The organism is Pseudomonas sp. R4-84 (assembly GCF_054130985.1).
This window is the reverse complement of record NZ_CP096390.1, coordinates 4,723,640-4,735,958: the sequence shown is the minus strand read 5'-3', so window position 1 is coordinate 4,735,958 and position 12,319 is coordinate 4,723,640. Positions and strand designations below refer to the sequence as shown.

The following is a 12,319-nucleotide window of genomic DNA, read 5'->3' as shown; positions in this document are numbered from 1 at the left end:
CCTGAGGAGAGAAGTGCATGACGCAAGTCACGGTGAAACAACTGGCCGATGAGGTCAAAACACCGGTAGAGCGCCTGTTGCAGCAGATGCGTGAGGCAGGTCTGCCGCACACCGCCGCCGAGGAACATGTGACCGACAGTGAGAAGCAGTCCCTGCTGACTCACTTGAAGAGCAGTCACAAGGCGAAAGTGGAAGAACCGCGCAAGATCACACTGCAGCGTAAAACCACCAGCACCCTGCGTGTTGCCGGTAGCAAAAGCATCAGCGTTGAAGTACGCAAGAAGAAAGTCTTCGTACAGCGCAGCCCGGAAGAAATCGAAGCCGAGCGCAAACGCGAACTGGAAGAACGTCGTGCAGTGGAAAATGCTGCTCGCCAGAAGGCTGAAGAAGAAGCCAAGCGTCGCGCTGAAGAAGAAGCGCGTCGCCAGCCTGCTGCTGCGCAACCCGCTCCAGTCGAAGCTGTCGAGGCTGCGGCCCCGGTAGCCGAGCCTGTGCGTGAAGCCGCACCGGTCGCGGCACCAGCGCCGGCTCCGGCCGACACTCGCAAGCGCGATGAGCAGCGTCGTCCCGACAAGCCACGTGCCGACGACAACCGTCGTGGCGGTAACGATGGCGAGCGCAAGAATGCTCCTCATCGTGCTTCGGTCAAGGAAAAGGCGCCGGCTCCACGCGTTGCGCCTCGTACTACCGACGAAGAAAGCGATGGCTTCCGTCGCGGCGGTCGCGGCAAGGCCAAGCTGAAGAAACGCAACGCCCACGGTTTCCAGAGCCCTACCGGCCCTGTCGTGCGCGAAGTGAAGATCGGCGAGACCATCACTGTGGGCGACCTGGCCCAGCAGATGTCGGTCAAGGCTGCTGAAATCATCAAGTTCATGTTCAAGCTGGGTACCCCGGCCACCATCAACCAGGTACTGGATCAGGAAACTGCCCAGCTGGTCGCCGAAGAACTGGGCCACAAAGTGACCCTGGTCAGCGACACCGCCCTGGAAGATTCCCTGGCCGAGTCGCTGAAGTTCGAAGGTGAAGCGGTCGCCCGCGCGCCGGTCGTGACCGTCATGGGTCACGTTGACCATGGTAAGACGTCGCTGCTCGACTACATTCGTCGCGCCAAGGTTGCGGCGGGCGAGGCTGGCGGTATTACCCAGCACATCGGCGCCTACCACGTTGAAACCGACCGCGGCATGGTGACGTTCCTCGACACCCCGGGTCACGCCGCGTTTACCGCGATGCGTGCCCGTGGTGCCAAGGCCACCGACATCGTGATCCTGGTGGTCGCGGCGGACGACGGCGTCATGCCGCAAACCATCGAAGCTGTTCAGCATGCCCAGGCAGCTGGCGTGCCGCTGGTGGTTGCAGTGAACAAGATCGACAAGCCGGGCGCTGATCTCGATCGCATCCGCAGCGAACTGTCGGTTCACGGCGTGACCTCTGAAGAGTGGGGTGGCGACACTCCATTCGTCCCGGTTTCCGCGAAGATGGGTACTGGCGTCGACGAACTGCTCGAAGCTGTCCTGTTGCAGGCCGAGGTTCTGGAATTGACCGCTACGCCTTCGGCTCCAGGCCGTGGCGTGGTGGTTGAATCGCGCCTCGACAAGGGCCGCGGCCCGGTGGCGACCGTGCTCGTCCAGGACGGTACCCTGCGCCAAGGCGACATGGTGCTGGTCGGTTCGAACTATGGCCGCGTGCGCGCCATGCTCGACGAGAACGGCAAGCCAATCAAGGAAGCCGGTCCGGCTATCCCGGTCGAGATCCTCGGCCTGGACGGGACTCCGGACGCTGGCGACGAAATGAGCGTTGTGGCTGACGAGAAGAAAGCCCGTGAAGTCGCGCTGTTCCGTCAAGGCAAGTTCCGCGAAGTCAAGCTGGCCCGTGCTCACGCCGGCAAGCTGGAGAACATCTTCGAGAACATGGGCCAGGAAGAGAAGAAGACGCTCAACATCGTCCTCAAATCCGACGTCCGTGGCTCGCTGGAAGCTTTGCAGGGCGCTCTGAACGGCCTGGGTAACGACGAAGTGCAAGTGCGCGTGGTCGGTGGCGGTGTCGGTGGTATCACCGAATCCGACGCCAACCTGGCACTCGCCTCCAACGCTGTACTGTTTGGCTTCAACGTGCGTGCCGATGCCGGTGCTCGCAAGATCGTCGAGCAGGAAGGCCTGGATATGCGTTACTACAACGTGATCTACGACATCATCGAAGACGTCAAGAAAGCGTTGACCGGTATGTTGGGCAGCGACGTGCGGGAGAACATCCTGGGCGTGGCCGAAGTTCGCGATGTGTTCCGTTCGCCGAAGTTCGGTGCGATCGCCGGTTGCATGGTGATCGAAGGTGTCGTTCACCGTAACCGTCCTATCCGTGTATTGCGTGAAGACATCGTTATCTTCGAAGGCGAGCTGGAATCCCTGCGCCGCTTCAAGGATGACGCTTCCGAAGTGCGTGCCGGCATGGAGTGCGGTATTGGCGTCAAGAGCTACAACGACGTCAAGGTTGGCGACAAGATCGAAGTCTTCGAGAAGGTCCAGGTTGCTCGCAGCCTCTGACTCGCGCACTTCAAGAGCCGCATCGGGCAGCCGCATGAACATGCGCTGCCGTGCAGGCGGACTCTAAACGCAACGCCCGGTCTGGCTTTTGCCAGGCCGGGCGTTTGCCGCTTTCAGACCTCGCGGGTTTCACCGTGGGGCAGTAACAGGTAACAAGACATGGCAAAAGAATACAGCCGTACCCAACGAATCGGCGATCAGATGCAGCGCGAGCTGGCCCAACTGATCCGTCGCGAAGTCAAGGACCCGCGCGTCGGCCTGGTCACCATTACCGCAGTGGAAGTCAGCCGTGACGTCGGTCATGCCAAGATTTTCATCACCGTGATGGGCCAGGACAGCGCCGAAGAAATCGCCCAGAGCATCAAGGTGCTCAACTCGGCCGCCGGCTTCCTGCGCATGCAGTTGGCCCGGGAGATGAAGCTGCGCAGCGTTCCGCAGTTGCACTTCCACTACGACGAAAGCGTCGTGCGAGGCGCGCATCTGTCAGCGCTGATCGAGCGCGCCGTGGCTGAAGACAGCCAGCACCCGGCTGCGGCTGAACCCGAAGACACCAAGGAGTAACCGGTGGCTCAGGTCAAACGTATCCGTCGTAATGTCAGCGGTATCATTCTGCTCGACAAACCGTTGGGATTCACCTCCAACGCAGCCCTGCAGAAGGTTCGCTGGTTGCTCAACGCCGAGAAGGCTGGCCACACCGGTAGTCTCGATCCGCTGGCTACTGGCGTGCTGCCCCTGTGTTTCGGCGAGGCGACCAAGTTCTCCCAGTACCTGCTCGATTCCGACAAGGGTTATGAAACCCTGGCGCAGTTGGGCAAGACCACCACCACGGCGGACGCCGAAGGTGAGGTTTTGCTGGAACGCCCGGTGACCGTTGGTCAGACGGATATCGAGGCGGTCTTGCCGAAGTTTCGCGGGCAAATCAGTCAGATACCGCCGATGTACTCTGCCCTCAAGCGCGATGGACAGCCGTTGTACAAACTGGCCCGTGCAGGTGAAGTAGTGGAGCGTGAACCGCGTTCTGTTACTATTGCGCGCTTGGAATTGCTGGCCTTTGACGGTAATACTGCACGGCTAGCCGTGGATTGCAGCAAAGGCACCTATATCCGTACCCTGGTGGAGGATATCGGCGAGCAACTCGGCTGTGGCGCGTACGTGGCAGAATTGCGACGGACCCAGGCCGGGCCTTTCACGTTAGCCCAGACGGTCACGTTGGAAGAGCTCGAAGCCGTGCATGCCGAAGGCGGGAATGAAGCGGTCGACCGTTTCCTGATGCCGTCGGACAGCGGTTTGCTCGACTGGCCGCTGCTGCAGTTCTCTGAACACAGTGCGTTCTACTGGCTCAACGGCCAGCCAGTACGTGCCCCGGATGCGCCGAAGTTCGGCATGGTTCGGGTACAGGATCACAATGGTCGCTTCATCGGTATCGGTGAAGTGAGCGAAGACGGGCGCATTGCGCCACGTCGATTGATTCGGTCGGAATGACCGGAACCAGCCTGCGTAACAACAGGCTGGCGAGTGTGGCTGTTAACAGGCACGGTCACTACTCATTTATAGATACAGGGATTTGTCCCTGGCCTGTTGAAGCTGTTTCATTGAAACAGTTTCCTGACTAAAAGGATTGCCTCATGGCTCTCGACGTTCAAGAAAAAGCTCAAATCGTAGCTGACTACCAGCAAGCTGTTGGTGACACTGGTTCGCCAGAAGTGCAAGTTGCACTGCTGACCGCCAACATCAACAAACTGCAAGGTCACTTCAAGGCCAACGGTAAAGATCACCACTCCCGTCGTGGTCTGATCCGCATGGTAAACCAGCGCCGTAAACTGCTGGACTACCTGAAAGGCAAGGACGTGAGCCGTTACAGCGCTCTGATCGCTCGCCTGGGTCTGCGTCGCTAATCAGCGATTGCGCTAGAGGTTGGTGGTCTGTCGTACGTCAGGGGTTTCCCTTTGGCGCATGGCAGGCTCCCAGCCTCAAGTTTTATCTGGATGCACGTTTTACCCTGGACAGTCGCCGGGCCGATTCCCGTCATTGCCCAAGAATTTCGCAAGAAGACAAGTTCCCCCAAGAGCCACAAAGAAGGTAGGACACCGTGAACCCGGTAATCAAAAAATTCCAGTTCGGTCAGTCGACCGTTACCCTCGAGACCGGCCGTATCGCCCGTCAGGCCTCCGGCGCAGTGCTGGTCACCGTTGACGACGACGTCAGCGTATTGGTGACCGTTGTCGGCGCCAAGCAAGCCGATCCAGGCAAGGGCTTCTTCCCTCTGTCTGTCCACTACCAGGAAAAGACTTACGCAGCCGGTAAGATCCCTGGCGGTTTCTTCAAGCGCGAAGGCCGTCCTTCCGAGAAAGAAACCCTGACTTCCCGACTGATCGACCGTCCGATCCGTCCGCTTTTCCCAGAAGGCTTCATGAACGAAGTGCAGGTCGTCTGCACCGTCGTGTCCACCAGCAAGAAGACCGATCCGGACATCGCTGCGATGATTGGTACCTCGGCTGCCCTGGCCATCTCCGGCATTCCTTTCGATGGCCCGATCGGCGCTGCCCGCGTCGCCTTCCACGAAAGCACCGGCTACCTGCTGAACCCGACCTACGAGCAGTTGAAGGCATCGAGCCTGGACATGGTCGTGGCCGGTACTTCCGAAGCCGTGCTGATGGTTGAATCCGAAGCCAAAGAACTGACCGAAGACCAGATGCTGGGCGCCGTGCTGTTCGCCCACGACGAGTTCCAAGTGGTGATCAACGCCGTCAAGGAACTGGCCGCCGAAGCCGCCAAGCCAACCTGGACCTGGGCGCCACAGCCAGAAGCCACCGAGCTGCTGGGCGCGATCCGTGCCGAGTTCGGCGACGCGATTTCCCAGGCCTACACCATCACCATCAAGGCCGACCGTTATGCGCGTCTGGGCGAGCTGCGTGACCAGGTCGTCGCCAAGTTCTCCGGCGAAGAAGGCCAGCCATCGGCCAGCGACGTGAAGGCTGCGTTCGGTGAAATCGAATACCGCACCGTTCGCGAAAACATCGTCAACGGCAAGCCGCGTATCGATGGTCGCGACACCCGCACCGTACGTCCGCTGAACATCGAAGTCGGCGTTCTGCCGAAGACCCACGGTTCGGCACTGTTCACCCGTGGCGAGACCCAGGCACTGGTCGTTGCAACACTGGGCACCGCCCGTGACGCACAACTGCTGGACACCCTGGAAGGCGAAAAGAAAGACCCGTTCATGCTGCACTACAACTTCCCTCCGTTCTCGGTGGGCGAGTGTGGTCGCATGGGTGGCGCCGGTCGTCGCGAAATCGGCCACGGCCGTCTGGCCCGTCGTTCGGTCCAGGCCATGCTGCCAGCCGCTGACGTGTTCCCGTACACCATCCGCGTGGTATCGGAAATTACCGAATCCAACGGCTCGAGCTCGATGGCTTCGGTCTGCGGCGCTTCCCTGGCCCTGATGGACGCTGGTGTGCCGATGAAGGCTCCGGTTGCCGGCATCGCCATGGGTCTGGTTAAAGAAGGCGAGAAGTTCGCTGTCCTGACCGACATCCTGGGTGACGAAGACCACCTGGGCGACATGGACTTCAAAGTGGCCGGTACCGCCAAAGGCGTCACCGCACTGCAGATGGACATCAAGATCAAAGGCATCACCGAAGAGATCATGGAAATCGCCCTGGGCCAAGCCCTGGAAGCGCGCCTGAACATCCTCGGCCAGATGAACCAGATCATCGGTCAGTCCCGCACCGAGCTGTCGGAAAACGCTCCGACCATGATCGCGATGAAAATCGACACCGACAAAATCCGTGATGTCATCGGTAAAGGCGGCGCGACCATCCGTGCGATCTGTGAAGAAACCAAGGCCTCGATCGACATCGAAGACGACGGTTCGATCAAGATCTTCGGCGAAACCAAGGAAGCGGCGGAAGCAGCACGCCAGCGCGTCCTGGGCATCACCGCCGAAGCCGAGATCGGCAAGATCTACGTCGGCAAGGTTGAGCGCATCGTCGACTTCGGCGCGTTCGTCAACATCCTGCCGGGCAAGGACGGCCTGGTTCACATCTCCATGCTGAGCGATGCTCGTGTCGAGAAAGTGACCGACATCCTGAAAGAAGGCCAGGAAGTGGAAGTGCTGGTACTGGACGTGGACAACCGCGGCCGTATCAAGCTGTCCATCAAGGACGTCGCGGCAGCCAAGGCATCGGGCGTCTAATCACTCCCTCGCTTAGCCGCTGAACAAGCAAACGCCCCGACTGGTTCGGGGCGTTTTGCTGTGCGCGCAAAAATCATTTTTGCCGCGGGTTGCCTGCCCTCTGGCTCAATGCTAGGTTTAGCCCCACGCCCGTGTAGCTCAGTCGGTAGAGCAGCGCACTCGTAACGCGAAGGTCGCAGGTTCGATTCCTGTCTCGGGCAAAGTCACACTTGTTTTCAGATGATCCCCCGAATGGTTCTGAAGGCCAGGTAAACCGGGCTTCCAACGGCTTCCTGCGTCAGAGAGATCCTTGATGATCCAGATCCATCTTCCATTCCCAGATCAGCGAGAACGCCATGACCGTTAAAGAATTGAGTCAAGAAGCCAGACACCAAGAAGCCCTGGAAAAGTACTTGAACGAAACGCCGCAGCTGCGGGATGAGATCAAGGACCTACCCGCCGATGATCAGAAAGACCAGATCCAATGGGCGTTCGAAGACGAGGCCGAAGCCCAGGGGCTGCAGCCTTGGGAGTTGACACTCAAATACACCAGCACGCCTGAAGAGTTCGAGGCGCAGCGCCTTGCCTTGCACAAGGAGGCTGCCGAGGTGTTGGGTGTGGAATGGGATGAATACTGCGAGATGAACAATCTGGTGGTCTGAAGAAAACGCCAGCCTTTTGAGGCTGGCGTTTTTCGTTGTCAGAGGCTCAAGCGCATCGACAAATCCACGGCCTTCACATCCTTGGTCATCGCACCGATAGAGATGTAATCCACTCCGGTCTCGGCAATCGGGCGCAACGTGCTCTCGTTGATGCCGCCGCTGGCTTCCAGCTTGGCCTTGCCGCCGTTCAGACGCACCGCTTCGCGCATGTCGTCCAGGCTCAGTTCGTCGAGCATGATGATGTCGGCACCTGCCGCCAGCGCTTCTTTCAATTCCGCCAGGCTTTCGACTTCGACTTCCACCGGTTTACCCGGTGCGATCTGCTGGGCGGCGCTGATGGCCTGGGCAATCCCGCCGCAAGCGGCAATGTGGTTTTCCTTGATCAGGAACGCGTCGTACAGGCCGATGCGGTGGTTGTGACAGCCACCGCAGGTCACGGCGTACTTCTGGGCCAGACGTAGCCCAGGCAACGTTTTGCGAGTGTCCAGCAGCTTGACCTGGGTATCGGCGACGAAGTCGGCCAGGTAGCGAGCCCGGGTGGCAACGCCCGATAGCAACTGCAGGAAATTCAGCGCGCTGCGTTCGCCCGTCAGCAGTGAGCGGGCCGGGCCTTCGAGGTGGAACAGGGCTTGGTCAGGGCTCACGCGGTCGCCGTCATGTACTTGCCAATGCACCGCGACACGTGGGTCCAACTGCCGGAACACCGCATCCACCCAGGCCGTGCCGCTGATGATCGCTGCTTCACGGGTGATGATGGTGGCCTTGGCCAGGCGTTCGGCGGGGATCAGTTGCGCGGTGATGTCGCCGCTGCCGATGTCTTCCAACAGCGCGCGGCGCACATTGGCTTCGATTTCGGCGGTCAGGTCGGCGAGATGTAGATTCGGCATAACAGGCTCCACGAACAAAGTGGCCGGATTATATCCGCTTGGCACCTGTTGGCTTGCATTTGGTCGCGTCCACGCAACATTTACCCGAAATGCCGGTCATTTATTGCGATCTCTTTGAGCCTGTTCACAGAGTCCTCTGGTGTGGCGGGCTCTTTTTACCGGATAATCCGCCTTTCGTTTGACGTCATGAGTTTGACGTCGCGAGCCGAAGAATGCCGTTTCAGGAGTCCAGGATGCATAACGACGGGAATGTAGTGCCTTTGCATAAAGTGCCTACCGACCAGGCGAATCGTTCGCCGCTCGCCCGGCTGCCGGTCATTCTGCTCCAGGTTCGCGACAAGGCCGCGCAGCAGTTGCGCGTGGGTCTGCAGGGCTTGTTCGATAACGCCGATGACACGTTGTTCGAAATGGCCGACCGGGCGCGCAATGATCTCGAGCAGAACCTCTACTTCGAAGCCATGCGCGACTTGCGTTTGAAACGCAAAAGCATCGAGCGTGAATTCATCGAACAGTTTTTCGAGGCTTTTGTCAGTCTCGCCCAGTACGACCTTACCCAGGCGACCCTGGCGCCCGTGGTGGGCGCCATACCGGCCCAGCCAAACCATGACGAGCTGGAGCGCCGCCTGGCGGTGGAAACCATGGTCGCCCGAGTGATCAGCCGCGACGGCGTGTCGCTCGACCAACTCACGGCGCGGCTCAGTGTGTTGCTGGACCGGCCATTGACGAACCAGTTGAACCCGTTAAGCCCAGGTTTATTGTGCGGGCATTTCCTTCAGGCTGGACGCAACCTGGGCGTGGGGATCAAGGTCAAGCTGATCCTGCTCAAGCTGTTCGAGCGTTATGTGCTCAGCGAATGCGACCAGTTCTATGCGCAGGCCAATCAATTGCTCGCCGCGACGGGCGTCTTGCCGGACCTCAAGATCTCACCGTCGCGACGGGCATCGGATCGTGTCGAGGAAGTCGCCCAACCCAACGTCGATGGCGCCGCCAGGCCAAGGGCCGATGACGTCGACGACAGCGTCCAGGAGGTCTTCGCCGCGTTGCAGAAATTGCTGGTGCAGGTACGGGGCAGCGTCGCGCCAACCTTGGAAGCCAGCGCCCCAGCCCAGCCGATTTCGAAACGGGACCTGCTGCGATTGTTGTCTCATTTGCAGCAGTACGTTCCCTCGCCCACGGTGCAGGACGAGTTCGACCTGCGCAGCCAGCTCGAACAGTTGCTGACGCGTGTCAGCGTCAAGAGTGGCAAGTCCCGGGTCGTCGACGGCGCCGACGAAGACGTGATCAACCTGATCGCGATGATGTTCGAGTTCATTCTCGACGACCAGAACCTGCCGGACTCCCTCAAGGCGCTGATCGGTCGACTGCAGATTCCGATGCTCAAGGTCGCGGTACAGGACAAGAGTTTCTTCAGCCGAGGCAATCATCCGGCCCGCCGGCTGCTCAACGAAATTGCTGCCGCTGCGATGGGTTGGGGCGATTGCGACGATCATCAGCGCGACAGTCTTTACCTGCGCATCGAGCAAGTCGTGCAGCGTTTGTTGAACGACTTCGTTGACGACCCGGCGATATTTTCCGAAGTGCTGGCGGACTTCCTGGCGTTCACCAGCGATGAACGTCGTCGCAGCGAACTGCTGGAGCAACGCATTCGCGACGCTGAAGAAGGGCGGGCCAAGGCCGAACTGGCCCGACAGCGGGTCGAAGGGGCGCTGAACCACATCATGCTGGGCAAGGTCTTGCCCCAGGCTGTGGTGGATTTCGTCCAGCAGGCGTGGAGCCAGGTGTTGTTGCTGACCGGCTTCAAACATGGCGAGCAATCAGCTGAATGGCAGGCCGACGTGCTGACCCTCGAGCAGTTGGTGTGGAGCGTCCAGCATCACGAAGAACCCGACGCCGGCCTGCGCTTGCTGGCGATGGTGCCGGAGCTGCTCAAGGCCCTGCGCGACGGCTTGAGCCGTTCGGCGTTCGATCCGTTCGCCACCAGCGAATTCTTCAGCGAACTGGAAGTGCTCCATGTCCAGGCTCTCCAACGGCTGGGCCAGGCAACGGAGCAGGCACAGCCGGCGGATTCGCCGGTGCTGGTCGAGGTGGTGGAACCCATCGTCCTGCGGGCTGCGCCGGTAACCGCGACGGACGAACCGACCGTACGCTTGCCTGCCGATGACGTGGGCCTGCTCCAGGTCGATCAACTGCGCCTGGGAAGTTGGGTCGAATTCCAGGAAGACGAAGACAACAATCTTCGTTGCAAACTCGCAGCGATCATCCAGGCCACTGGCAAGTATGTCTTCGTCAACCGTACCGGCCTCAAGGTCCTTGAGCACAGCCGCACCAGCCTGGCCTTGGAGTTCCGCCGTGGGGCGGCGCGGTTGCTGGACGATACCCTGTTGTTCGACAGGGCGCTGGAATCCGTGCTGGGCAACCTGCGCCAGCTCAATCGCGGCAAGTGATCGCGCAGCCGGGGCCGATCGCGGCATACTGACGGCCTTCACCGTCTCATCGAAGGAACCTGTATGCAGCTGGACTCCGCGAGCGGTTGGTGCGATGGCGTGCGTCATTGCCCTTCGCCCAACTTCAATGCGCGCCCCGAGGGCGAGATCTCCCTGCTGGTCATCCACAACATCAGCTTGCCACCGGCACAGTTCGCCACGGGCAAAGTGCAGGAATTTTTCCAGAATCGCCTGGATGTCACGGAACATCCCTATTTTGCGGGTATCGCGGACCTGCGCGTGTCCGCGCATTTTCTGATCGAACGTGACGGCACCGTGACCCAGTTTGTCTCTTGTCTTGATCGTGCCTGGCACGCTGGTGTTTCGTGTTTCGAAGGGCGGGAGACGTGTAACGATTTTTCCATAGGCATCGAGCTTGAAGGCACCGATGACCTACCGTTCACCGACGGGCAATATGTCGCCTTGGTGGACTTGACCCGGCAGCTGCAAAAAGCGTTTTCGGCGATCACGGTGCAGCGCATCTGCGGGCACAGCGACATCGCGCCGGGGCGCAAGACCGATCCGGGGCCGGCATTCGACTGGGCGCGTTACCGCGCGGCCCTGACAGAAGGGGAAGGACAATGAGTTTTCTGGTGTTGCTGCTGGCGGTCTGGATCGAGAAGTTCTCGGCCTTGCGCCAGCGGGTCCAGCGTGACGGCGGCTGGCTGGGCGAGCTGAACAAGCTTGAAGCGAGTCCGCGCTGGGGCAACCGGCCCTGGCTGGTGCTGGTGGTGATGGTTCTGCTGCCGGTTTCGCTGCTGGCGTTGCTACTCTGGGTGCTGGAGCCGGTGGCCTATGGTTTGCTGGCGCTGCCGATTCACCTGTTGGTGGTCATCTACAGCCTGGGGCGCGGCGATCTGTTGGCTGATCTCGGGCCGTTTCGCGATGCCTGGCGACGTGAAGACCTGCAAGCGGCCACCCATGTGGCCAAGCGTGACCTGAACATCGATGCCGATGACGGTGAGCAGTTGCTCGAACGGGTCCAGGGGCATTTGCTATGGCAGGCTTACCAGAGTTTTTTCGCGGTGATCTTCTGGTACTTCCTGCTGGGACCCGTGGCCGCCCTGAGTTATCGATTGTTGGCGTTGGCCGCCGAGCACAGCCAGAACCCGGGTGTGGCCGAGCGTGCAGCGCAACTGCGCCACGCCTTCGACTGGGTACCGGTGCGATTGCTGGCGGCGAGCTTCGCCCTGGTGGGCAACTTCGTCGCGGTCAGTCGGGTCATGCTGCATGAACTGTTGAACTGGAACATCAGCGCCGCCGACCTCATCGACAAAGTCGGCTTGGTCGCCGGCGAGATTCCCACGCCGGTCGCCGGGCCGGACGGCATCAACAGCCTGGATCGACTTTGGGAATTGCTGCTGCGCGCTGCGTTGCTCTGGTATGCCGGGTTCGCATTATGGACGGTGTTGGCCTGATCGAACCCAGCAAGTTCGTAACGCTAAGCTGTCGTGGCGAGGGAGCTTGCTCCCGCTCGGCTGCGCAGCAGTCGTAAACCAGGATAAAAACGATCCCCTCTGCGCAAACCCCACGGGGCCTACCGCACAGGCCTGCGGGAGCGAACTCCCTCGCCACT

10 protein-coding genes and 1 tRNA gene are annotated in these 12,319 nt (G+C 60.4%); 10 read left to right on the top strand and 1 reads right to left on the bottom strand.

Going from position 1 to position 12,319, the window contains the following annotated elements; genetic code table 11:
- Positions 1-17: 17 nt before the first annotated feature.
- From infB to M1D68_RS21560, 7 genes are all read left to right on the top strand, one after another.
- The gene (infB, locus tag M1D68_RS21590; protein WP_434560715.1) at positions 18-2,537 is read left to right on the top strand and encodes a translation initiation factor IF-2; all 2,520 of its coding nucleotides are present in this window, start codon (positions 18-20) and stop codon (positions 2,535-2,537) included.
- A gap of 159 nt (positions 2,538-2,696) precedes the next feature.
- Complete coding sequence (rbfA, locus tag M1D68_RS21585) at positions 2,697-3,098, top strand: 30S ribosome-binding factor RbfA (protein WP_181287552.1); 402 nt, start codon at positions 2,697-2,699, stop codon at positions 3,096-3,098.
- 3 nt (positions 3,099-3,101) lie between these two features.
- The gene (gene truB / locus M1D68_RS21580; protein WP_420765573.1) at positions 3,102-4,019 is read left to right on the top strand and encodes a tRNA pseudouridine(55) synthase TruB; all 918 of its coding nucleotides are present in this window, start codon (positions 3,102-3,104) and stop codon (positions 4,017-4,019) included.
- 143 nt (positions 4,020-4,162) lie between these two features.
- The gene (rpsO, locus tag M1D68_RS21575; RefSeq protein WP_011332409.1) at positions 4,163-4,432 is read left to right on the top strand and encodes a 30S ribosomal protein S15; all 270 of its coding nucleotides are present in this window, start codon (positions 4,163-4,165) and stop codon (positions 4,430-4,432) included.
- 194 nt (positions 4,433-4,626) lie between these two features.
- A complete protein-coding gene (gene pnp / locus M1D68_RS21570; protein WP_420765572.1) occupies positions 4,627-6,732 on the top strand; it encodes a polyribonucleotide nucleotidyltransferase in 2,106 nt (701 codons plus the stop codon).
- A gap of 127 nt (positions 6,733-6,859) precedes the next feature.
- Positions 6,860-6,932, top strand: a tRNA-Thr gene (locus tag M1D68_RS21565).
- A 135-nt stretch (positions 6,933-7,067) separates the two neighbouring features.
- Positions 7,068-7,373: a DUF6388 family protein gene (locus M1D68_RS21560; protein ID WP_420765571.1), complete on the top strand. Its 306-nt coding sequence runs from the start codon at positions 7,068-7,070 to the stop codon at positions 7,371-7,373.
- A 38-nt stretch (positions 7,374-7,411) separates the two neighbouring features.
- On the opposite strand, the gene nadC is transcribed toward M1D68_RS21560, so the two are convergent.
- The gene (gene nadC, locus M1D68_RS21555) at positions 7,412-8,260 is read right to left on the bottom strand and encodes a carboxylating nicotinate-nucleotide diphosphorylase (protein WP_420765570.1); all 849 of its coding nucleotides are present in this window, start codon (positions 8,258-8,260) and stop codon (positions 7,412-7,414) included.
- A gap of 233 nt (positions 8,261-8,493) precedes the next feature.
- Here nadC and M1D68_RS21550 point away from each other — a divergent pair, with 233 nt between their 5' ends.
- From M1D68_RS21550 to ampE, 3 genes are all read left to right on the top strand, one after another.
- Entirely contained in the window at positions 8,494-10,704 is a 2,211-nt protein-coding gene (locus M1D68_RS21550; RefSeq protein WP_420765569.1) for a DUF1631 domain-containing protein, read from the top strand.
- 63 nt (positions 10,705-10,767) lie between these two features.
- Positions 10,768-11,328 (top strand): 1,6-anhydro-N-acetylmuramyl-L-alanine amidase AmpD, encoded by a 561-nt coding sequence (gene ampD, locus M1D68_RS21545; protein WP_434560713.1) that lies wholly within the window; start codon positions 10,768-10,770, stop codon positions 11,326-11,328.
- Positions 11,325-12,161 carry a regulatory signaling modulator protein AmpE gene (gene ampE / locus M1D68_RS21540; protein WP_434560711.1) on the top strand — a complete coding sequence of 279 codons (837 nt, stop codon included), beginning with the start codon at positions 11,325-11,327 and terminating at the stop codon, positions 12,159-12,161. The genes ampD and ampE overlap by 4 nt, the downstream gene beginning before the upstream one ends.
- Positions 12,162-12,319 lie beyond the last annotated feature (158 nt).